Source organism: Paenibacillus glucanolyticus, assembly GCF_037333485.1.
Taxonomy (GTDB): domain Bacteria; phylum Bacillota; class Bacilli; order Paenibacillales; family Paenibacillaceae; genus Paenibacillus_AQ; species Paenibacillus_AQ glucanolyticus.
This window is the reverse complement of sequence record NZ_CP147845.1, coordinates 3,114,389-3,137,074: the sequence shown is the minus strand read 5'-3', so window position 1 is coordinate 3,137,074 and position 22,686 is coordinate 3,114,389. Positions and strand designations below refer to the sequence as shown.

Annotated in this window: 24 protein-coding genes; 5 read left to right on the top strand and 19 right to left on the bottom strand. The window is 46.3% G+C overall.

Annotated elements, in window-relative coordinates; translation table 11 throughout:
• Positions 1–27: 27 nt before the first annotated feature.
• Both WDY75_RS14880 and WDY75_RS14875 read right to left on the bottom strand, forming a co-directional pair.
• Positions 28–393, bottom strand: a complete 366-nt coding sequence (locus WDY75_RS14880) for a hypothetical protein (RefSeq protein WP_156515105.1) — start codon at positions 391–393, stop codon at positions 28–30.
• A 172-nt stretch (positions 394–565) separates the two neighbouring features.
• Positions 566–1,930 (bottom strand): PLP-dependent aminotransferase family protein, encoded by a 1,365-nt coding sequence (locus tag WDY75_RS14875; protein WP_063480690.1) that lies wholly within the window; start codon positions 1,928–1,930, stop codon positions 566–568.
• A gap of 191 nt (positions 1,931–2,121) precedes the next feature.
• Here WDY75_RS14875 and blaOXA point away from each other — a divergent pair, with 191 nt between their 5' ends.
• Positions 2,122–2,922: a class D beta-lactamase gene (gene blaOXA, locus WDY75_RS14870; protein WP_063480772.1), complete on the top strand. Its 801-nt coding sequence runs from the start codon at positions 2,122–2,124 to the stop codon at positions 2,920–2,922.
• A gap of 156 nt (positions 2,923–3,078) precedes the next feature.
• On the opposite strand, the gene WDY75_RS14865 is transcribed toward blaOXA, so the two are convergent.
• The 3 genes from WDY75_RS14865 to WDY75_RS14855 form a co-directional block, all read right to left on the bottom strand.
• Positions 3,079–3,966 carry a class I SAM-dependent methyltransferase gene (locus WDY75_RS14865; protein WP_063480689.1) on the bottom strand — a complete coding sequence of 296 codons (888 nt, stop codon included), beginning with the start codon at positions 3,964–3,966 and terminating at the stop codon, positions 3,079–3,081.
• Between the two features lie 97 nt (positions 3,967–4,063).
• Positions 4,064–4,549, bottom strand: a complete 486-nt coding sequence (locus tag WDY75_RS14860; RefSeq protein ID WP_006210403.1) for an RrF2 family transcriptional regulator — start codon at positions 4,547–4,549, stop codon at positions 4,064–4,066.
• 180 nt (positions 4,550–4,729) lie between these two features.
• Positions 4,730–5,227 carry a DinB family protein gene (locus WDY75_RS14855; protein WP_063480688.1) on the bottom strand — a complete coding sequence of 166 codons (498 nt, stop codon included), beginning with the start codon at positions 5,225–5,227 and terminating at the stop codon, positions 4,730–4,732.
• Between the two features lie 201 nt (positions 5,228–5,428).
• Between WDY75_RS14855 and WDY75_RS14850 the strand changes: the two genes are divergently transcribed.
• Positions 5,429–5,860 carry a DUF4395 domain-containing protein gene (locus tag WDY75_RS14850; RefSeq protein WP_006210405.1) on the top strand — a complete coding sequence of 144 codons (432 nt, stop codon included), beginning with the start codon at positions 5,429–5,431 and terminating at the stop codon, positions 5,858–5,860.
• Between the two features lie 97 nt (positions 5,861–5,957).
• Here the strand turns inward: WDY75_RS14850 and WDY75_RS14845 are convergent, their stop codons facing one another.
• From WDY75_RS14845 to WDY75_RS14825, 5 genes are all read right to left on the bottom strand, one after another.
• The gene (locus WDY75_RS14845; RefSeq protein ID WP_063480687.1) at positions 5,958–6,752 is read right to left on the bottom strand and encodes an SDR family NAD(P)-dependent oxidoreductase; all 795 of its coding nucleotides are present in this window, start codon (positions 6,750–6,752) and stop codon (positions 5,958–5,960) included.
• Positions 6,753–6,848: 96 nt separating this feature from the next.
• Positions 6,849–7,883, bottom strand: a complete 1,035-nt coding sequence (locus WDY75_RS14840; RefSeq protein WP_063480686.1) for a helix-turn-helix transcriptional regulator — start codon at positions 7,881–7,883, stop codon at positions 6,849–6,851.
• 194 nt (positions 7,884–8,077) lie between these two features.
• The gene (locus WDY75_RS14835) at positions 8,078–8,863 is read right to left on the bottom strand and encodes an ABC transporter permease subunit (protein WP_006210407.1); all 786 of its coding nucleotides are present in this window, start codon (positions 8,861–8,863) and stop codon (positions 8,078–8,080) included.
• Positions 8,856–9,758, bottom strand: coding sequence for an ABC transporter ATP-binding protein (locus WDY75_RS14830; protein WP_063480685.1), 903 nt, complete (start codon positions 9,756–9,758; stop codon positions 8,856–8,858). The genes WDY75_RS14835 and WDY75_RS14830 overlap by 8 nt, the downstream gene beginning before the upstream one ends.
• Positions 9,759–9,762: 4 nt before the next feature.
• Complete coding sequence (locus WDY75_RS14825; RefSeq protein ID WP_063480684.1) at positions 9,763–10,689, bottom strand: ABC transporter ATP-binding protein; 927 nt, start codon at positions 10,687–10,689, stop codon at positions 9,763–9,765.
• Between the two features lie 562 nt (positions 10,690–11,251).
• Here WDY75_RS14825 and WDY75_RS14820 point away from each other — a divergent pair.
• Together WDY75_RS14820 and WDY75_RS14815 are read left to right on the top strand one after the other, a co-directional pair.
• Positions 11,252–11,896 (top strand): TetR/AcrR family transcriptional regulator, encoded by a 645-nt coding sequence (locus tag WDY75_RS14820; RefSeq protein ID WP_063480683.1) that lies wholly within the window; start codon positions 11,252–11,254, stop codon positions 11,894–11,896.
• Positions 11,897–11,908: 12 nt separating this feature from the next.
• The gene (locus WDY75_RS14815; protein ID WP_063480682.1) at positions 11,909–13,099 is read left to right on the top strand and encodes a YhgE/Pip domain-containing protein; all 1,191 of its coding nucleotides are present in this window, start codon (positions 11,909–11,911) and stop codon (positions 13,097–13,099) included.
• Positions 13,100–13,437: 338 nt separating this feature from the next.
• Here WDY75_RS14815 and WDY75_RS14810 read toward each other — a convergent pair whose 3' ends face one another.
• The 9 genes from WDY75_RS14810 to WDY75_RS14770 form a co-directional block, all read right to left on the bottom strand.
• The gene (locus WDY75_RS14810) at positions 13,438–13,746 is read right to left on the bottom strand and encodes a hypothetical protein (protein WP_063480681.1); all 309 of its coding nucleotides are present in this window, start codon (positions 13,744–13,746) and stop codon (positions 13,438–13,440) included.
• Positions 13,747–13,842: 96 nt separating this feature from the next.
• The gene (locus WDY75_RS14805) at positions 13,843–14,721 is read right to left on the bottom strand and encodes an alpha/beta fold hydrolase (RefSeq protein ID WP_063480771.1); all 879 of its coding nucleotides are present in this window, start codon (positions 14,719–14,721) and stop codon (positions 13,843–13,845) included.
• 18 nt (positions 14,722–14,739) lie between these two features.
• A complete protein-coding gene (locus WDY75_RS14800; RefSeq protein WP_063480680.1) occupies positions 14,740–15,438 on the bottom strand; it encodes an ABC transporter permease in 699 nt (232 codons plus the stop codon).
• A 7-nt stretch (positions 15,439–15,445) separates the two neighbouring features.
• Positions 15,446–16,360 (bottom strand): ABC transporter ATP-binding protein, encoded by a 915-nt coding sequence (locus WDY75_RS14795; protein ID WP_006210419.1) that lies wholly within the window; start codon positions 16,358–16,360, stop codon positions 15,446–15,448.
• 174 nt (positions 16,361–16,534) lie between these two features.
• Entirely contained in the window at positions 16,535–17,473 is a 939-nt protein-coding gene (locus WDY75_RS14790; protein WP_063480679.1) for a sensor histidine kinase, read from the bottom strand.
• Positions 17,474–17,476: 3 nt separating this feature from the next.
• A complete protein-coding gene (locus WDY75_RS14785) occupies positions 17,477–18,175 on the bottom strand; it encodes a response regulator transcription factor (protein ID WP_063480678.1) in 699 nt (232 codons plus the stop codon).
• A 199-nt stretch (positions 18,176–18,374) separates the two neighbouring features.
• A complete protein-coding gene (locus tag WDY75_RS14780; protein ID WP_063480677.1) occupies positions 18,375–19,016 on the bottom strand; it encodes a hypothetical protein in 642 nt (213 codons plus the stop codon).
• Between the two features lie 277 nt (positions 19,017–19,293).
• Positions 19,294–20,520: an MFS transporter gene (locus tag WDY75_RS14775; RefSeq protein ID WP_063480676.1), complete on the bottom strand. Its 1,227-nt coding sequence runs from the start codon at positions 20,518–20,520 to the stop codon at positions 19,294–19,296.
• Positions 20,521–20,631: 111 nt separating this feature from the next.
• Positions 20,632–21,654 (bottom strand): ROK family protein, encoded by a 1,023-nt coding sequence (locus tag WDY75_RS14770; RefSeq protein WP_063480675.1) that lies wholly within the window; start codon positions 21,652–21,654, stop codon positions 20,632–20,634.
• Between the two features lie 449 nt (positions 21,655–22,103).
• Between WDY75_RS14770 and WDY75_RS14765 the strand changes: the two genes are divergently transcribed.
• The gene (locus WDY75_RS14765; RefSeq protein WP_063480674.1) at positions 22,104–22,637 is read left to right on the top strand and encodes a TetR/AcrR family transcriptional regulator; all 534 of its coding nucleotides are present in this window, start codon (positions 22,104–22,106) and stop codon (positions 22,635–22,637) included.
• Positions 22,638–22,686 lie beyond the last annotated feature (49 nt).

Below are 22,686 nucleotides of genomic sequence, written 5' to 3'. Positions count from 1 at the left end.
GGAGCCGCGAATCTCTTGGAGAAGATTCTACATAGCCCTTAGTAACAATATGAGCAGAGACACACACACAAGCACGAGAATGAATAACGTCACCCATTTAACATGCTGTTTTCGGTAAAGGGCAAGGATGGCCTCAACCAACGTAACTGCGGTCAAGCTCCATAGTACGGCCTCGGTAATCGGAAGCAGAAGAACGAACCATAGAAGCGAAGCAGCAGCAGCCTGGATAACCACACTTCCAATCAACAGCCCCCATAAAGGGAGCACCTTCGCTTTGGTCGGTTTACGGGTCCAGTAAGCCCACACCAGATAACCTCCAATCAGTGCATAAACACCCCACCGCTCGAACCATAAAAAACCTACTGGCGACACCTCGCTTTCCTTGTCCAACAATATAATGACATCACAACGCCTGTTGTATTGTAGAGTATACTTCTATTGCCATGCCGCAGAAACGTTTGTTTTCCGACTCTGTACCCGTACAGATGATGTCCGGATGGCCAAGCAGTATTCCCAGATCTCTGTCCTGAATCCACAACGATGACGATCCAGCTTACCCGCCCTGTTAAATAAATTTAACTTGAAGCGTTGTGTTGATGAGCTCTTTCATCACGCGAGCTATGGTTTGGACACCCGACTCGATATACGCCTCCTCCACCTGCGATACACTCAAGCGAATGACCGAATCTTGTACAAAATCGGGCAAATACATTTTTCCGGCGTCATCTACATGTACGTTTTCCTGCTTCAAATGCTCGATGAACGTCTTGGCTTTTAACGGATTCGGCAATCGAATCGTCGAATAGAATCCCGAAAGCGAACCCGAATAGGCGGCGCTTGGCGGCAGCAGTTCCTGATAGGCTTTTTGCAGTAAAGCTGCTTTTCTGGTGTAGATCGATCTCATGCGCTGAATATGAGCCTTGAACATGCCGCTCTTCAAATAGATTTCCAGTGCACCTTGCGTCAGAACTGGCGTATGCAAATCCGAAGCGAACTTCGCGCTTAAGAATGAATCTCGTATGAAGTCCGGAATTACCGCAAGCCCCAATCTTAAACCGGGCAGCATCACTTTGGAGAAACTCTTGATATAGATGACCCTTCCTGACGGATCGTAAGCGAACATTGGGTCCTGCTGCATGTCGGGGTCCAGGTCGCCCAGGTAATCGTCTTCGATGATATAAACGTCGTATTTTTGTGCCAGCTCCACGATTTTCCGTCGCTCCTTGTTCGAGTAGCTGTAGCCGGTCGGATTATGATATCGGGTCACGGTGTAAAAAAATTTAATGTCATTCCATTTGAACAGATGCTCCAGCCGGTCCATGTCGAGTCCATTCGCCGTAATCTCAATTCCGTATGCCGTGGCCTGCTGATATTTAATCGATTCGATCATACTCAGATGCGTAGGCTGTTCGACGCAGATGTTCTTTTTGTTATTGGGGAACGGGAGTGAAATCAATAGATGAATAGCTTGCTGGGATCCGGATACAACGCAGACTCGTTCGGGTACGGTAAACACCTGCAGTTCCCGCAGATGACGTGCCAGTTCCACTCGCAGTGAAAGCAGCCCCTGGATCTCGGAGTAGGTGAACATCTCCTCTTTATACACTTCGATGGCTTGATTGATGCAGTGCTGATAATCCCGGTAAGGCATGGCTTTCTTGTCTGGACCAGCCGAGAGAAAATCAATGGCTCCTGTGTTAGCCGCGCCTGAATGGCGGGAGGGAACCTGCTCCACGACATAATAACCGCTCTTCGAGACGGAATAGATTTTATGTTTCTTCTCTAATTCGGAATACGCTTTGATGATGGTATTGACACTGCAATCGAGCCGCTTGGCCAGCGACCGAATGGATGGCAGCTTCTTGCCCGGTATTAACTCTCCGGTGTCCATTAGCATTTCAATATGCAACATGACCTCTGCATAGATCATAAGTGTCCCCCTCTTCTCTTCTTCAATCTGTACAGGCACAAACCGTAGATAACAAGATTTACTTGCCGTACCTGTATCCATAGACTAATAGTATCAAAATGCATTTGATGCTGGGAAATGATTCTGTTCGATGGCCATTGAAACCCTTCCCGAAAAAATGGATGTGCAGGAGTGATGCAGATGTGTTACAGATGAAAAAGTTAAGCCGTTTATCCCATTTGATGGTTGTACTCGTTACGCTTGTTGGTTTGTTTGCCTATTCACCGAGTGCTGATGCCAAGCCTGGCGTCCGCCCGCTTGAATTGCAGCACATATTTCACGACACTCAAGGAACACTTGTCCTCAAGAACTTGAAGACCGATCAAGTCTATCAATTCAATCCCGGGAGAAGCCAACAGCGGTTTACACCGGAATCAAGCTTCAAAGTGGCAAATGCCCTCATTGGACTGGAAGTAAAGGCGGTTGCCGACGAATATGATGTGAAGAGATGGGACGGTATCGCAAGAGATTTTCCGGTCTGGAACCGGGATCATTCGCTCGCTTCGGCTATGAGGGATTCTGCCATTTGGTATTATCAAGCCATGGCTCGCGATATCGGCCAAGTTCCGATGCAGCACTACCTGAATCGAATCAACTATGGAAACCGTGACATCTCGGGAGGAATCGATACATTCTGGCTGGACAGCAGCTTGAAGATTTCGGCCATAGAACAGGCGGATTTTATCGAGCGGCTGGTTGAGGAGGATCTGCCTTTTCAGAAGAAAACGATGAAGACCGTCAAACGGATCATGATTGATGACGAACAAGACGAGTATACGATTCATGGAAAAACAGGCTCAAGGCTCTCCGATATGGGGCTTGGCTGGTATGTGGGTTATGTCGAGACGGATAGGAACACGTGGGTTTTCGCTACCAATGTGGCCGGGAGCGGTACAACCGCCAAACAATTGACGCTGGAGACGCTGAAAACAATGAAGATTCTGAAGGATTAAGGGAAAAAGCAAACGTTTTTGAGCGCAACGGCAAATGCTTTGGCAGGACTGTATGTGGAGGGGGCGACACGCCCCTTCCGTGCTCACCTATGTGCAATATTAATATAAAACGCCTACCCTCGGGTAGGCGTCACTTGACTTTTCACACTTGTGTGATCAATCTCTTGTGTACATGTTCTGATCCTGCAATCGAATCAGCACCTTGCCATAACGGCCGCTCTGCTGGACAGTCACTTTACCGGATGGATACGCCTGATCCAAATAGTCTGCTACGATTTTCCGATTCCGATCATCTGCAGGCAGATCGTGTCTGCGAAGCCATACCATCATTTCCTGTAATGCCTCATCCCTTGAGTATTCCATCGTTTTTGTTTCCCGGGTAATAAGGGATTCGTAGGCGTAACCTTTGAGATAGAGCAGATGAAGCAAATACCCCATTTCCGTATGTTTTGTTCTGAAGGACTGCCCGGTGACAAGTGGCCAAATTTCGTGAATCAAACTGAGCTCCGTGGAACCAACCGGCATGCTGATGTAACAATACTGACTGGCACAATCGAGTATCTTCTCCACGCTCCCCCAATCCACAATGACAGGACACATGGAGACAAATACGAGATCGAAGGCTTGGCTCCAGCCTCTCTCCTGCACGTCAATATCTTCAAACCGTTCGGGAATGATCTTCACTTTGTCATCGGGGAACTTGGCGAAATTTTCTGTCAGCAGTTCCACCAAGGGAATGGAGGACTCTACCGCGGTTACATGAGCACCCCGCTCCGCAAACGGCACCGAGAACACTCCCGAGGCAGCTCCAATATCCAGCACAGAAGCGTTCTCGAATTGGACGCCTTGCCCCTCAAGCCAGTTCATGATTCGCTTGGTTCTCTTCCTTCCCTCTTCATTAAACGACTGCTCGTTGAACGTCCTGGCCTTATGATCAAAGTCTCTGGATGGCTCGATTCCGGCCCTTTTCATTTTCTCCAAGATGGCAGCTCCACGGTCTTTCCATTCTTTTTCCCAAGTGGCTTCGTTAAAAAAATGATTCATGTTTGTTCCTCATTTCGATAGATTTATTTTGCTACGAAGACTGACAAGTATTTTATTATGGATCTATATTATCCATAATAAAAGCACAAGAAGTGTATTACTTCTTGTTTTGAGCATGGTTGCAATGCTTGGACGCCTCATCAAGTACATACTGTATCGTATACTCCCGCAAATATTGGTGCATATGCTGTTCGGCGCCAAGCATTACTTTTTCAACCAAGCATCCGTTCTTTCTTGGACGTATCGAATCCCCTTGATCATCCTCGACTTCTGCTAACACCTCATGCTGCCGCGAACTGGTATTCGAGCATTCGAACAAATGCTGTCTTCCTTCAATCACTTGAATAACATCCAGAAAAGTAATCTGTTCAGGCGACTTTGCAAGTTCATAACCGCCATTTACCCCTGGCACAGCGCGTACAATTCCATCCTGCCTCAGCTTGGACATGATCTTGGATAAGTAGGTTTCCGAAACGCCAAGCGTCGCAGATAATTCCTTGATTCCGATATTGTTATTGCGCTCCGAGAGCCCCAAATGAATTAAGGCGTGGAGTGCATAATCTGTGCTTTTGGAAAACTGCATGTTTCACTACTCCCTTCATCGGATCTTCATTACAGACCCGCAATGTCCATAATATATGATTGGGCTCCGATTTGCAAATATATTTGTTCTCCTCTCCCCGATTGCATGCTAATTTTTATCTTTGAGACAAGATTGCCTTATGTCATGCCGGTACCGTGCGACAGTACGGTGCGGTTTGGGTCATATGCCTTCCTCGTCGGCCGATGGGCCGTAAAGTCCCGGTACCGGAATATCTAGTAACCGATAATAAACGCCGAGCTGCGCCCGGTGGTGGACCATGTGGCTTAATCCGAAGGTGCGAAGCGCGATTGCCCGCAGTTGACGCAGGATGATATGGTCACCATTGCGCAAGATCCATTCCTCGCCAAGGGATTTCTCGTCGCATTCGGCTAACAGCTGCTCAAGCTTGATGACGTTTGCGTCGAATTGCTCCAGCACGTCTTTGCGGCTCTCCAGAGGCTTCAGCCGAAGCGGTGTGGTCGAAAGATCGAATTCCAGATAAAGAAAAATCGTGATTTGCCAGTTCAGCAGATTGATCAGGTGCGTGGCAAGCCCGCCAAGCGTCATCGACTTCACGTGAGGCCTCCAACGCATATGCTCCTCGGGTAACCGATCAAGGATGCCCCGCGTAGCAGCCAGCTCATTGATGGCGTCTCCGACTATCAGTTCTTTTACCATATACTTCCCCTCCCCCATTTATATGGATAATCCTATTGAAGTAAAAAGCTTGTCTTACGCCGTTGTAGCAATTTTCTTTCTATGGGGAAACATGTCCAATATGCGATGCATTGACAACCGATAAAGCCCATGCTACATTCTAATCATAGTAAACTAGTCTGATTAATAAGATTAACATTTACGGAAAATGAGGTGTTCCTGATGAAAGAAATTCCGCTTCCGCTTGTAAAAGCGAACCAAATCGGAATCGTGCTGTTCGTTCTTTTATCATTCGTGTTTCAACAACCCTGGTTTATTTACATTCTATTCCTGATACAGGTGATTCCTTTACTGGCAGGTGCCAAGGGCAATCTGTTCATTCAGCTGGCCAAGGCTGTTATTGGCAGAGAAAGGCTGAAGAAATCGGAAGGGCAGGCCGAGGAACTGGCTCGATTCAATCAATCCATCGCGGTCATTTTGCTTGGCATCTCAGCCGCAGCTTATTTGTTGGGATGGCAAGTGGCTGCGTATGCTGCATCCGCTATGGTAGCTGTAGCGGCCATTGTAGCCGTCATGGGTTATTGCGTTGGCTGCACGATCTATTATCAATACAAGCGCTGGAAGCTGCTGCGCTCGCGCAGTCATCCGTCATGAATAAAGTGATGCAGCCAGCCGCTCTCTAACATGCAAAGGGTGACTTCCACTAGGAAGTCACCCTTTTTTTCAATTACTATGAACCCGCCAGCTGTTGTTAAAAAATAGTCGGTATCATTCCCCCATCCATGCGAATTGGAGATCCTTTAAACGCGGATGCATAAGGACTACATATAAATGCGGCCAGCCTGCCTATTTCAGAAGGCTTGATAAATCGCTGGATTTCAGATTGAGGCAGGTTTGTTTTCATAAATCTTTTCTCTTTTTCCGAGAAAGTCAAATCTTCATTTGGATATATTCCCTCAATAATCTGCTGTACATTTTCAGAGAGTGTCGGTCCCGGTAAGATCGTATTGACTGTAACTTCCGAACCGATCGTTAATTTGGACAAGCTTTTCGATAAGGACAGGAGCATGGACTTGGTCATTGCATATTGTGGCATTTGTCCTGAAGGCATCAAGGCTTCTTCGCTTGCAATAAAGATCACGCGGCCATCGTTATTTTTCAGCATTTGAGGCAAATAAAATTTAGATAATGCGTTGGCGGCAAGAACGTTCGTACGGAAGTATTTCTCCCACACCTCATCGCCCACGTCCTCATACTGCATAATTTCATACATTCCCATACTGTTGACCAGCAAATCTACATGAGGGTATTTCAGGAATAAAGCCTCTCTTTGCTCTATGTCCACCATATCGGCAGCAGCGGGTTGGGGAGAGGTCGCCGGATAATTAGACTTTATTTCATGTACCGTTCGTTCCACCTCATCCTCATTTCGCCCATTGATTAGTACATGCACACCTTCTTTTGCAAGCTCCATGGCAATGGCTTTTCCGATGCCTTTTGTTGATCCCGTAACTAATGCTGTTTTATGATTTAATCCCATTTCCATTGCTTCAAATCTCCTTCAATTTATCATTCACGGCAAGCTGCTTCATAGTCATAATGGAAACAGTCTTGTGCTCCGGGTATTGATAATATTATCTTGTCAGGATGATTCGGTAACTAGCGCATGACGCCAATCTTCTTGCTTCACACGCCAACTTGAGGGAGTCTCCCCTTCCCAGTTTCGAAAGGCGCGATAGAATGAGTTCTGGTCTTCATATCCAATCAGGAATGCTACTTCCTTAATATCAAGCGAAGGGTCTTTCAAGTACTCCAAGGCCGACTCATGTCTTGCTTGTACCAACAGGTGCTTAAAATTCGTGTTCGCCTCCATCAGCCTGCGCTGCAAGGTTCGATCACTCACGCCAAGCTCTCTCGCGACGGCTTGAACATCTGCCCGCCCTCCGGTCAGATTGCGTTTCATGATCCATTTGACCCGCTCTGTGATGGAGCAGCTGCGCTGCTGTTCATCAAGCGTTCGGTCCAATACCGGGGTCAAGATCTCTAACAGCTCTTCATTGTATGAAGCAAAAGGGATATCCAAATCCCTTCGATGCAGTGTCAATCGGTTGCATGCTGCACCTGTCCGTATGGGGCAGCCGAAGTACGCTTCAAGGGCTTCTACATCACCCATGTCGTTCGAAAATTCGACCAACTGTGCCGTCAATGGTTGGCCTGTCCCCCTCCGACCGAGCTCCAGAAGACATGCCAATGTGATTCCCACTAACACGGGGGGACCACTTTGCTCGGTATGCCGCCATTCCAACTCGATTAAGCAATACTCGTCCTCCTCGATGATGCGCAAGCCTTCAGGGGGACACATTTGCTTGTACCGTGACATTCGTTGTAAGGCGTCGCGGAAATCACGTGCGTGATAAGGCGCTAAGACGGTCGGTGGATACTGCGCTGTTTCAAATACGGTGGCAAGCTCGATGATTCCCTTGGCCGTGTCGCCCATGAGATCGGAATACGCATGCCAAATTGCGAAATACTGGGCGCTTGTAACGATAGGGTCAGTTATAACGGTTAACGGCAGCCCTGCTGAGCGAACCACGTCGTGAGAAGTGATCCCCAATTGACGTAATCCTTCCCAAAATCCCGGCGGGATTTTTACACGATCCGAAGTAGTAGACTTCACTCGTATGGGCCTCCTTTCACAAATCGCGTATTTCAAATGATACCATGATATAGAGAGAATAATAACTTAACGATAGGGCAGCATGCCACCCCTTACAGTTATTACCATGTAAAAAAGCTGCTCTCGTGGAATGTTTACACACCCAAAAGCAAAAAAGCCGCATTTGCAGCGGCTGCTAACTCTGTATACGATTCTTACAACGGCAAATCCTTTTCCTTGAATACACGCATTCCGAACAGATACAGTGCAATCCCGATAACCGCCAACACAGCGAACGGAACCGCAACATTGCCGCCATCTATAATCGCGGAAGTATCAAATAGCGAATTCATGGATACGTATTTCAGACCCTCCAGGCTGCTATCGACATCTCCCATCAATTTCAGGAGGAAAAAAGCCATCGGGAGGCCGGCCCCCCAAGCCAGTGAGTTCTTGGAGAGATTGAATACGCAGGAGAAAAAGAACGAAATCCCGCTGGTTGCAAACATCAGCAGAAACAAGCCCAGGTTTAGCATGAGATAATTTGTCGTATCTACTTGAATGTCAGCCTGAAATACCGAGATGGAAACCAGACCTGCCAGTGTCACGATGAGAATCATCAGGATCAGGGACAGGATCAGGTAAGCAGCTTGAGTCAAGACAACGGTGCTTCTCTTGGTCGGCGTCGACAGCAAGTATGCCATGGAACCTCGGTCCACCTGCGAAGCGATGAGACTGTTAGCGGTCATAATGATGAACACAATCGGCAGAAGCACCCCTTGTATGCCATAGAAGGTTTTGGACAGCATGCCAAGGAATGTCGCTTCTCCGAGCAGATTTGCAAGTGGAGTATCCTTCACCATGTTCGACATGTCCGATAAGGTGCTTGGATTAAATACGGCAATCAGTACGATATGAAGCGCGGTCATGATGAGTGTGAAGATAAACCATAACTTAAAATTGGCCTTAAGCGTTTGTTTGAAGATCGGTTTGCTAAGCATGGGCGCTTTCCTCCTCATATAAGCCATTAAAATAATCCGCAAGCGTAAACTTCTTCTCGGATATAAATTTCACGGAATAACCTCTCAATGTACGAAATAACATTTGGATGTCACGATCATGGATTTCGATAAGCACTTGATTCTGATTCTCCCGTTTCTCCGTGATCTGAAAGGGCTCTGACAAGAAGCGCTTGTAATCCTCCTGCTGAAGGAACTCCAATTTATAGACTTTGTTCTCATTGTGCTTGACCTCGACCGTCGGCTTGACGGCAATCAGCTTTCCCTCCTTGATTAAGGCGACTTTGTCACACGTATGCTCTACTTCCTCGAACATGTGACTCGACATGAATATGGTTTTGCCCCTCTTCTTCTCTTCCTGCAAAATATCTACGAATTCCGCTCGCATGAGCGGATCCAGGCCCGTTGTCGGCTCATCCAAAATCAATATTTCCGGGTCGGCCATGAATGCGGCGACAATCGCCGTCTTCTGTTTCATCCCCTTGGACATTCTTTTCAAATGGGCTGACGGATCAAGCTGCAGCTTTTGGATCATACGCTCTGCGTACGACATATCTTGCAAACCCAACAGCTCTGCTTGCCGCTTCAAAAACTCGCTCCCCGTCGGGGCATCAGGAAACGCAATCTCCCCAGGAATATAACCGATCAGCTTTTTGATCTTGGCGGAATCAGCCCAGCAGTCCAGCCCCTGAACAGTCACGGAACCGCTGTCCGGTTTCAAGAATCCCATGATATGACGGATGGTCGTTGTTTTGCCGGCTCCATTCGTTCCGACGAATCCAAACACCTCGCCCTTTTCAATCTTCAGGTTGAGGTTAAACAAGCCTTTCCCATCGCCAAAGTCTTTTGTTAGATCGTTAATTTCGATGCATGGCATACGTTTACTCCCCTTCCTTAAGGCTTGTGTTGCGATCGTAAAACTTCATGAAATAATCCTCCAAGGTGAACTTGATCTCCGAGAAGAACTTCATGTCATAATCAGCAATGAACGAAATAAAGCGATTGATATCCGTATCCCGGATTCGTAATATCGTCTGCCGCTTGGAAGGCGTCAACGAAAGCACTTCAAGTTCGGGCTCAGCCTTCACTTCAAGTTCAAAACGCTGGAATGCAACTTCGGATTTGAACTCGATTTCATAGGTTTTGGATTCTTGATGTCGCAAATCATCCGCCACAAACGAAGAGATTAACCGGCCGTCCTTAATGATGGAAATCTTGTCACAGGTCGCATCAATCTCGGAGAAAATATGGCTCGATATCAATATCGTTTTGCCTTTTGCCTTCTGTTCCTTAATGAACTCGATGAATAAAGCCTGCATCATGGGATCCAATCCGCTTGTAGGCTCGTCAAGCACAAGCACGGCCGGGTCATGCATGAACGCCGTGACAATAGCCAGCTTTCGCTTCATGCCAAGCGACATCCGTTTCAGGCTCCCGGAGGGGTCGAGCGCAAATTTTTTTACCAAAGATTGCGTGTAGGTCATATCGGTAATCCCGCGTAATTCAGCCATCATTTTTATGAACTGCGTCCCGGTGAGCGACTCAGGCAGCGCGATTTCTCCCGGTAAATAACCCAGCTCCTTCTGAATATCTGCTGCATGGTCCCAGCTCCTGCGCCCATTGACTAAGGTGTGTCCCTGCTGCGGACGGGAAAATCCCATGATATGGCGGATGGTTGTGGTTTTGCCAGCTCCATTGGGACCTAGAAATCCGTATACATCCCCTTTCTCAACGTTAAAAGAAACATCGAATATGCCTCGATGATGACCATAATCCTTAGTCAGATGCTCAATTTCGATGACAGGCATGATAAACTCCACCTTTCTGCTCATCACTCAAATAGACAACGTGTTGTTTTTCTATATGAGTTCATTATAATCACTTAAGCAAACTTCAACAATGATCAGAATTATCTGATGTGCTGGATAAACAACACCTTTTGCTGTTATGTACATTATTTCATATAGAAGATCAGAGCTGCTGCGCCATACAATAGGCTTCGTGCATAAACCGCACGATGGCGTTATTCGGGACCCGTTAACAGATCGATGATCAGCACGTTGTTCATTGATTTAAATCATGGATTTTATATGTTAATTAATTGGCGCGTTCTTTCAACCATTTGGCCATGTAGACGCTCTGCCATATTTATCTAGCCCTTTCCTTATTCGATGCCAAAACGAGTCTAATCATCATCTGGTTACAGTATACATGATAAGGTGTTCGGCATGATAGATAAAAGTGAGTAAGCACTCACTTTTTTTGTTGACAAATCGACAACTTCAGTGTTAAAACCATATTAGCAAAGTGAGTGATTACTTACTTTTCGCTGAAGTTATCATCGACATACTGAAAGTGGTGAACCGAATTTTGCCCAAGCACAACCTGTTTAACGAAATCCTGTCCATACACTCCACCAAGCGAACCGTCAAGCAGCAACGGATTGTCGAGGCAGCCATTTCATTGTTTGCTGATAAAGGCTATTCCAATACCTCAACGGCTGAAATCGCTAAGGTCGCCGAGGTATCTGAGGCAAGTATCTTTAAGCAATACGGAACAAAGGACCATTTGCTGTTGTCCCTTATCGTCCCGTACATTAGGGAATTTTTTCCTTCCATGGCGAACGATGCGCTGGATCAGATTATAAGCAATGGGGATTCGACATTTGAAGGATTCTTGCGGACCTTTCTTCATAATCGCATCGAATTCATCCGGGGAAACAAGGAGATCTTTCAGGTACTTATCAAGGAGGTCATATACAAGGAAGAATTGAAGCACGAATTCCTGCCTTACGTATCCGATCTGATTGTACCGCGCTTGACGAAATTGATTGAAGCCTTCCAAGAAAGGGGTGAACTCGCCGACATCCCGGTCGACAAAATATTGAAATTGGTTTTCGGTTTCATTGGCGGATTTATGATTTCGCGTTTTGTATTGTTCAATATGGATTCCATCCCTGACGAGGAAATTGAAGAGGCAATCACTTTCGTCATGGATGGCATTCGACATCGATAGGAGTGAAAGTTGATGAAAGTCTTGAATAACAAACTTGTATGGGTAGCGCCCATCCTGGCATTCGTGGTCATTTTTATTTTCTCGCTTACGTTATTTCCATCTGTTCAAGTCAAGCCCGAAAATCTGCCGGTAGCCATTGTCAACGAGGATCAAGGAGTTGAGCTTCCCAATCAACCGAAGCGGAATATCTGGCAAACGTTCTTGGACACAATCGAACAGACCGCTTCGCCCGCATCTGGAGAGGAACCGGCTGTCAAGTGGGTCAAAGTCGACGGTATGGAAGAATTACAAGCCGGCTTGGATAACCAGGATTACTACGCTGCGCTGGTCATACCTGCGGATTTCAGTGCAAAGCAAGTTTCCTTAAGCAGTCCGGCGCCGGAATCGCCTGAAGTTGAAATTTTCATCAATCAAGGCATGAACACGGCCGCTTCCACCATGGCAGGACAAATCCTGAACGGCATCGTGGATAACATGAATAACCAAGTCCGCACGCAGATCCTTGAAGGATTCGATGCCCAAGGTGCAACGCTATCCGTGAAGCAGGCTTCCAGCCTGGTAAATCCGATTACCAAGAAGGTAACGAATGTCAATGAAATCGGGACCCACAGCGCCAACGGCAATTCCCCGATTTCTCTCTTCCAGCCGCTTTGGATGGCTTGTATGGCAAGCGCGGCGGTCCTCTTCTTAGCAGTCAGCAAGAGTAAGATTACATCCCGCAAAGATAACTTGGCAGCCAAATCCATCCAGATTGCCATGGGAGCCGTTGTATCATTAGTCGTGGGATTTGGCATAACTTGGCTCGCTGGCAGCATGATCGGACTGCATATCCCACAGTTTACGGATACAGCAGTGTTCTTATCCATTACCTTCTTCAGCTTTTTCCTTATGATTTCCGCCGTGATGTCCCTTGTGGGCATCAAAGGGATTGCCATCTTTGCCTTAATTCTGTTCTTTGGTGCACCGCTGCTTGCTTTAGCTCCGGAGATGATGTCTCCTTTCTACCGGGACTGGGTACACTCATGGCTGCCGATGCGTTTTATGGTGGATGGTCTTCGAGATCTGTTCTTCTTCGGCAACGGGCTGCACTGGAATCATGCCGTATCCACGCTTACCTGGATCGGTTTGGGGAGTGCTATCGTCATCCTGGCTTCCGCATGGAAGCCGCGAGCGGCTGAACAACCCTATAAACTTGAAGGGTAGAACAAAAAAAAGCATGCGAGTTGTCCATGGGACTCGCATGCTTTTGTAAAAGTGAGCCTTCAACCAACTGAATGGTGGTTGAAGGCTTTTTTGCTGCCTTTAGTTCAATTTGGCCGCCTCCAGGAAGCGCTGGAAGCCATAACTTGCCTCAATGGAGACCGCTTCATAATACCACAGACCCTCTTAACGTTCATACAGCTGGCAGGCTGATCCATTGAATGCAATCCGAGAGCCCGGACCAGCCACCGTATATTCGGCTCGAGTAATTTGCTTGTTCGGCTGGAAATTCGATCAGAAACGCCTTGAACAATGAGCCACCGTAGAAATTTTGCAACCCATCAGCCTTCCACAATATCTGCACGCAGATCCGTTGCAATCTCGATCATGACGGGCATGATCTCTTCACGCGTAATGGCTGCATACAAGTCCCCCATATAGTGTCGGAATGGAATATGCGTTCCTTCATAGTTCCACATGAAGAAATCCCCTTCTACCGACATGGTGCTCTCTGGTCCTTTCACGGTTAACGCTGTCTGATAAGTGAAATCAGCTCTAGATGAAAAATAGAGTTTGCATTCCTCCAGTGAAATCGCTTGAGCTTCACCGTTTTGTTGCATGGATCTGGTTATTCGAAAACGTTGATTCATAAATATCCTCCAAAATAAATGAAACCTGTGTCCTATTCATCACCTTAATCATTTCATTGATCTCTGTCAATGGAGATTGTTGTCCCAGGTTCATTTCTAAGGCAGTGCGATAAACGAATTCACGGAAGCAACCAATCCATATAAATCATCGATGAGCGGAAAGTGACCCGCGTCCAGGGTTATATATTGGACCGACTTGCCATGGCTTGCAAAGTCTTCGAGTATTTCCCCTGTCATCTGCTGCGTGGTGATCAAATCCTGAACGCCCCAGATGACGAGTACCGGACATTGAATTCGGTTTAGATCTCCTGTTCCATTGGTAAGACCGTTCGATGAGGAGCTGATATTGAATCGATTGGCGGCATCGGCAACATCGATCATATTTTGTTGCTTCATGCAGGCTTTGATGTAATTCGTACGGATTGCGGCATCCGGCTGATGATTATTGAACAATAAGTAATTCAGCGCCTGTTCAAAATAGTCCTGATTTTGCTCCTGATTAGCCTGAAAGGTCATCGCAAGTCCAGGGTCTTTAGCAATTTGTTCCTTGGTCTGTAGGCGATCGCCATCCGCATTCACAGCTGCATAACCTCTTGTCGATATGGAGGCTAACAGAATCAATTTTCGCACACGATCCGGATAATCGGCCGCAAACTGCATGGCGATTCCTCCCCCATTCGACCAACCCACAATCATGACATCATTCAGACCGAGTTGTTCTGTGAAATCATATAGGTCTGCAGAAAAATCCTTCATATCACCTATGGGATGATGATAGCTGGACTCGCCATAACCGCGCATATCAGCTGCAATTATACGCTGGGTGATGCCTTCATGCTCTAATAGGGGTTCCCACAACTCCGAAGAAGCCATATTCCCGTGTATCAATAACAGAGGAGGTTCAGTTCCGGCTCTTTCTCTGTAGGTCAGCTTTTCTCCGTTATGAAGCAATACTGTTTTGACGTCAATCGTCATATCGCCACATCCTCTCATTTATATATCCCCTAGTATATTCACGAATTTAACAGACAACAAAACGCTTACTACACCTAATACGCTGAGGACCGCATAGAGAAAGTCCAGGTTCAATGTAATCCCCATCATTCCGAGGAAATTAGGAAACTGCGCCAGGAAAATAGCGCAAATGACTGTAGGGATGACCGCCCTCTTCCATATCCCAAAGCAAAATAACGGAATCAACGAGGCAAGCGCAACGACAATGGAGTGAATGACCATCCGGACCGCATAGTTCATCAGTTCAGCCACGGTTGGTGTTCCGGGAATGACATTCATGATCTGATTAAGCGCATAGGTCGCTATGCCGCTAAGCACAAAGGATACCAGCGTGCCGAAGAAAACCCCCAATACGATAAATAGAACTTTAGCTACCACGAGTCTTTTTCGACTGAGCGGATATCCGAATGATAGGGCTATCGTCTTGTTCTTATATTCTTCTATGAATACATGATTGATCAGCGACGCTCCGAACAAGAGGAGTCCCATCTGCATCGGCAGCATCAGATCCATCGCGGCTGTATAACTCTCGCCAAAACGAACCATCGGCATATCGGCAAAGACCACTTTGAGAAAAAAGATCGGCAAAAACATGAGAATGACCCAGTACGTAATGGCTTCGCCTATCACTTTCTTACGCTCCAGCTTCTTCCATTCCAGCTCAATTAACTTCATCATATGGGATTCACCCCTTCCCTTGAATTTGATGATAGAAATAGTCTTCCAGCGTGCTGGTATGCTTCTGGATCTCCTCGATCTCAATCTCATGCGCAATCAGGAGCTTTGTAATTTGACTTGGCGTTATATCGCCATCATAGATTCGGATTCGCTGATCCTGTACGATTTTGATATTGGAAATTCGAAGCTCATGCTCTAACAAAAAGGAGGATTTTTGCACGTTCGAGGTTAGAAGCTCAATATAATCGGTTCGCTGCATCCGAATGTCCGACAATGACACTTCGTCGATCATTTGACCGTCTTGTATGACGCCAATCCGATCCGCAACCTGCTCGATTTCCCCTAAGATATGGCTCGACAACAGAAATGTGATGCCGTATTCCTGATTCAGCGTTCGAATCAAATCCCTCATGTTTTTAATGCCGATGGGATCGAGTCCGTTTGTAGGTTCATCCAGCACGATCAGTTCCGGCTTGGTGATGGCGGCCCTTGCAATGCCAAGGCGCTGCTTCATGCCAAGCGAGAAATCCTTCACTTTTTTATCTTCGATTTCTGCTAATTGGACCAAATCCAGCGCTTGACGAATAGCCTTTTTATCATAATAACCCAAGTATTCGCAGTGAATTTCAAGATTTTCCATAGCCGTCATATGCTCGAAAAATATCGGGTATTCAATGATGCTCCCTACGCGTTTCAATCCTTCTTTCGAAGTTTCGGAAAATGGCTTACCGAACAACATAATCGCTCCAGAGGTCGGAAGAATGAGTCCGGTGAGCATTTTCATGATGGTTGTTTTGCCAGCGCCGTTAGGACCCAGCAGACCATAAATCTCGCCCTTTCCCACGTTCAGGTTAACTCCGGATACAATCGATTTTCCTTTCACCGTTTTGGTTAGTTCGGAAGTTTGAATAATGAAATTCATGGAAGATGCACCACCTTGATTACAATGTGTATTCCTTTGTTACCTTTATCTTAGACTGAAGAATTAAGATATTCCTTTCCCATTCCTTACATGTTTCTTAAGAATGAAACAGCCGGTTGCGATTGGAATAAAAAAAGAGACGTTGAACAACGAAGCAACATCTCTTGAATGATTTTAATAGGTTAATTTTTTAAACTTGCAAGTAAAGGTCGTCTTTTTCTCAGCCTGTGAGCTGCTTAGACTAATCAATCCATTCATCTCCTCCGTTAAACGTTTGGAAATGCTGAGTCCCAGCCCACTTCCTTGAAAATTCGGGTTTCTGGCATCGTCCAGCGTATAGAGTCTTTCAAATACGTGCTCCTGATGAATCTCGGCAATTCCTTTGCCATGATCCCACACGTCAAGCGCTACGAATTCCCCTTCTTCACGAACCGTTAAACCGAACACCCCTCCGTCGCTTCCATAGCGAATGGAGTTCGATATTAAATTGCTTAATATTCGCTGCAGCGCATCTTTGTTACCGAGGAAATAAAAGGGGAGTTCGGGAATGTCGATCTCAACACGAAGATTTCTGGATACAAGCAGATCGTAAAATTCAAGGACGCTGTTCCGGCTAACCTCGCTAAGTGATATTTTGCTTAACGGGATATCATAGTCCTCCGATTCGATTTTGACCAGGTCGAAAAATTGATTCAGCAATGCGATCAGACTGTTTACTTTTTCGTTCAGTCTTAGAATGACTCGCTCCTCCTCTTGCTCTGTCAACGTAGGTTTCTGATTCAGTTTCTCCGTATAACCCAGAATGACCGTGAGGGGTGTCTTCAAATCATGGGACATGTTCGAGATCATTTTCCTTTGGCTGTCCTTCGTTCTGGCATAATCGGCAAAGATCTTCTGTTTATTATCCAGAAGACGGTTGATCTGAATGAGCAGCTGCCTAATGTGGTCATCATCGGTTGGCACCAGCACTTTCTCGGCGGTATCATGTTTCATAATATCGGAGATTGTGCTTGTAATTTCAAGTATGCTATGGCTCCGTTTTCTTGTGGAATGCCATTGCCAGCCAATGATCGCAGCTAATACTCCAATAATGAGGGATAAAAGAAGAATCATGGCCTAGTCCCCCATCTTGTATCCGATTCCCCAAATCGTCCGAATGTATTGCGGCGTGGACGGATCCTCTTCGATTTTCTCCCGAAGCCTTCGAATATGTACATTAATCACGTTCTCATTCCCGTAATAATCATCTTCCCAAATGAATTGATAGATCTGCTCCTTGGTGAATACCCTGCTGTGATTCGTCATAAGGAGCTTCAAAATATGAAATTCCTTCGAGGTGAGCGGGACATGGTGTCCCCTTACGTTTACAGAGAATGAATGCAAATCCAGGATCAAATCCTTAAACGAAATAACAGGAGGTTCGGCAGATTTACTGTCCGTTTCGGCGTATAGCGTTGCCCTGCGGATAGCAGCCTGAACCCTTGCGGTCAATTCGATCATGGAAAAAGGCTTGCTGATATAATCATCCGCTCCGAATCCAAGGCCCATGGCCTTGTCGAGATCGCTGCCTTTCGCAGATATGATTAAGACGGGAACCTTGCTGCTCTCCCGGAAATGCCGAAGCAAATCCATCCCGTTGATCTTGGGGAGCATCAAATCAAGCAATATAAGATCGAACTTCCCGCTGTGAAAAAGAGCAACGGCTTCCTCCCCGTCGCGTGCCGAATCTACATGGTAATGATCCTGCTGCAGCTGGCTTTCAATCAACTGATGAATGTCATGGTCGTCTTCAACGAGCAAAATTCGCTTTTGCATATCTGAAATCCTCCTGAGCATGAAAGGGTAATATCGATGCTCCGATCATCACGGAACAGTTGTTATTTTTCGATTTTAACACAAATTGGCATGAGCTAGGCTGCAGATTTGGACTTTGTAAAACATAAAAAAAAGGGATATCCGTTCCTAAAGAAACGGATGTCCCTTTGGCCAAGATCCTGCTGCCTGACCTCATTCATTATGAATCGATTTGAACCGTAGATAACGAGACGAGAACTGGTCCGGCAAAATCCGAAGCCTCTTCGCCTTTTGGATTGCGAAGACGGAACAAGAAAGCATCGCCAGTCTCTGACTGCCATACGATATAATCGCGGATTCCTTCCTCGCTTGAGGTTTGAAGGTAGAGCTCTGCGGAACCGAGCGGATGCTCGACAAGCTCACCGCTGTGATTGGATACTTCCCCAAACGCTTTCAATTCCTCCTGGCCTGCCGTTTCAAGTTCCGTTAGATCATAATCGGCTGGCAGCAATTCGATATCTACATAGTATTCCGGATTGCTGGTGAGAAAAAGACGTCCCTTCGCAGCATCGAAATCGAAATTCTCAAACACATATAAGGAAAAACCTTCGCCTTGCTGCAAGCTGGCGGAATGCGGCTGGTTGCCTTCGCCGGTCATGATGTCAAAAGTTTCACTCTCGGGACGCGTCTCTTTCGGGGATTGTTCGTTATCTGTCTCAGGTGCCGGAACTTCTTCATTCACCGGTGGTGGTGTTTCAGGTGTGGCGACAGGTTCCGTTGTTCCATTTCCTGAGCACGCTGTTAGCGATAACGCTATGACGAATACCGACATTTTCAAGAATACGGAGCGTTTTGGTTTCACGATTGGATCACGCCTTTCGATGGTTTCGAGTTATTACCCTTATTTGGAAAATAATACGCAAAACTTCTCGATTAGGTGCCGGGTCCTATGATCCTATCCTTATTCCATGCTTTGCTGTTCATGTCTAGAAGATAAAAAGCCCGCCTGGCTGGGCAGCCTTTAATGGCGGGTTTAGATGTATTGCATTAGAATTTCATGGTCACATCACGGATCGTCAGCGATAGCGTCTTTAAAAAAAGGTTCGAAATGACTTATAAACCATCTCGAACCTTTCTAACTACCCGGTACCAAGCACCTGTTTACCCAAAATCCGGTTCACAATCTCGGCACTCAAGAACATCAGGACCAGTAAAGCAAGCACGATGTACGGAAATAATCCGATACTGAATTGGGTCGTGACCAGTCCGAACAAAGGGGGTATCGTTGTTGTTCCCGTGTAAGCAAAGGCCATCTGGAATCCCATCAACCTGGCGGAATTCTCTCGTCCGAATCGGGCTGGCGTCTCATGCAACAGGCCTGGATAAATCGGAGCAAGTCCAAGTCCGATCAGAATGATGCCGACCAGCGAAGAGGAAATGGGCAATGGAAGCAGCAAGATGATACCGCCGACAATTGTAACAAGTTGTCCGTAACGAATCAGCCATCGGTTGGACACTTTCAGCGTGATGAAACCGGTGACCAGCCTTCCTATCGTTATGCCCCCGTAATACAGGGATATCCAGAGGGCGGCCTTCTCTGCCGTGATATTTCCAGTACCGACGAGGTAACTCGCTCCCCATAATCCCACGGTGGTTTCCACGCCGCAGTAGAATAGAAATGCGAGCAGGGAGGGTTTCACGCCCCGGATGCCGAACAAGTTGGCTTTTGCAGTCGGTGTTAGCCTTGACGGCGCCGGCGTATCCTGATCGAGGCGTCCATGGGACTCATCGTTTTGACCGACATGAACACGTTTGGCTGCCACACGTTTCCACAGCGGCAGCGTAACAAGGAGAATCACAACCAGCGCAAACTGAATGACTGCAACGGCAGTATAACCCGATCTCCAAGAGTTATGGTCGGCAATGGAAGCGGACATAATAATCGGTCCCATCGTGGCCCCGACTCCCCAGAAACAGTGCAGCCAATTCATGTGATGCGCCTTATAGTTATCGGCTACATAATGGTTCAAGGCCGCATCCACAGCACCTGCGCCTAAACCCAAAGGGATGGCCATCACGACGAACCAGGCCATGGACGGCGCCATGGAGAAGCCGAGCAAAGCACCGGCGGTCAGAAAACAACTGACCAATGTGATGGTGCCGGTCCCGAAGCGTTGAATCATGGAACCGCTGGCAAGACTCGAAACGATGGTTCCTCCTGCGATGATCATGGAGATGATGCCGGCAGAACCTACGGAAGAACCGATATCCGGCCAGATAACCGGCCAAGCCGACCCCAGCAGGGAATCCGGTAGTCCCAAGCTAATAAAAGCCAAATAAATAATGACCAAAAACCAAGTTGCCAAACGTACACCCTCTTCCACTCCATTAATAAAGGATCTTTATAAAGTATATTTATTAATATGCTGCAGCTTTGCACCTTTGTCAATCGTTTATCTCCGAAAAACCCCCGGATTCTAATTCCAGGGGCTGTGGCTGGCACTCCTATTCTGGGCTGGCTCTAACTCTTGCAGTGTGAGCTTGCGTAATCCCGATTCGAAATCCTGTTGGAAGGTTTGTTCCCAGATCAGATCCGGATCCGACGGCATCCAATGTTCCCTGTTGAATGCTTTCCACGCTGCTTGCAAGGTTTCAGGATCAACGATATCTTGATAAATCACCACTCTGTCAGGTGCCAATACAATGTTTACGGTTTGAATCAACCGACATATTCCGTCTATAAATAGCTTTGGGTCCATCTCCCCTGCCCAGTCCAGGCCGAGCGGGAGATATTTCACTTCGCCAGACATGCCATTCTTGCCTCGAAATATCTTTCCGTTCAGATAAATGCCCATACCGGGAGGATAGGATTGGGGCAAGTAGATTCCGAGCATGCACTGGTCTTCTTCCAAGTCTTGATTCATGGCATATCCGAAAATAGCTGCATTTACGTCATTCTCGACCATAATGGGTAACTTGAATTGCGTTTCCAACTCCTCGATCAACCGGACTCCCATCAGCTCGCGATGGCTGCTGACCATAATCTCGCCATTCACGGCCTGCCCGGGTATGCCAATGCCGATGACTTTGATTGAAGGATATAGTCCCACCAATTGCTCGATCATTTGATACATTCGTTTGCGTTGGAACACGGACAGGATGACATCTTTTTTATCCAGTGATTCGTTTCTTAAGTTCACGACGGTAGCCGAAATCAGTTCCTGACCGTCATTCTCCTTTATATAGATCACAAGAGCAAGGCTATGATCATAATTGTATTTATAAGTTAACGCAGGTCTTCCTCCATTGGACGGAACCGTGTCGTCTTCAAACAGTTCTCCAAGCTCCTGCAGTTCTTTAACCAAGGAATTCACCGTTACGACACTCAGGTTGGTCAACGAAGCCAATTGGGGTTTGGTAGCCGTCTCGACTAACTTCATGGCTTGACGAACATTGTTTAAGTTGATTTCTTTCATTAGATTGGCGTCAGCTTTTTTCATACGTCCCCCTTCATGACATGTTCACTTGGTTTGTACGGCGGTCGGACCTGGATGACGTCATTATACAACGTCAGAACTTCCGTTTGCCATGGTCTTGGTCTTGATCCCTCTTCGTTCATAATCATAACTGTAGTTGGAAACTTATATTACACAGTATCTCATGGCAGATCGATGCAAACAAGATATAGGTCCCAGTAGAACCAGATAATGAATTTGATAAAATATGGAATATAGGTTGCTAAATGAGATAGGATCATAACATTTATTATGTAAACTATTGTTTCATAGAGAACTCTAATTCTCATGTTGCGGGCAGCGTAGCTGTCATTAAATCCCCGTCTTAGGTGTCATCTACTATTAAGGATACGATATGCATTTGTAATGGTTGCTTAACATAAGACATTGGGATAAAATAGAGCGATCGTTATATCCAAAGGACGGGATGCCATATGAGTAAAAAACGAGAACAGTTGCTTGAACAATCCGAACGTTTATTTGATAAACATGGGTTCCATACTGTAGGTCTTAAGCAGATCATCAAACAATCCGGTGTTGCTCTTATGACCTTATACAATCATTTTGATTCCAAAGAAGATTTGATCCTGGAAGTACTAAAAAGAAGAGAAACAAGATATCTTAACTCATTAAATGATTGCTTGGACAAAAAAACAAACGCTGAATTAGCACAAGCATTAGCAAAAGCTCACATGGACTGGATACGTTCTTACGATTCAAATGGATGTATGTTCTTAAGGGCAAAAGAAGAATTTTCTCTGGAGCAGTCGGAGAATAGTGAAATTGTCGGTTTTGCAGAAGCACATAAAAATCACTTGTTAACCTTTTTTCAAGAAAAAGGGTTAGATATAAGAGAAGCTATTCGACTAGTCTTATTATTTGAAGGAGCTACAGCATTGGCGGAAGTATTTGAGGTAGAAACAGTCGCTCAAGAATTAGCATACTCTGTTGAGAAATTATTTTCTTAATGTGGTTAAGTCATTTATTTGATCTAAAATAGAATGATCGTTCTATCTA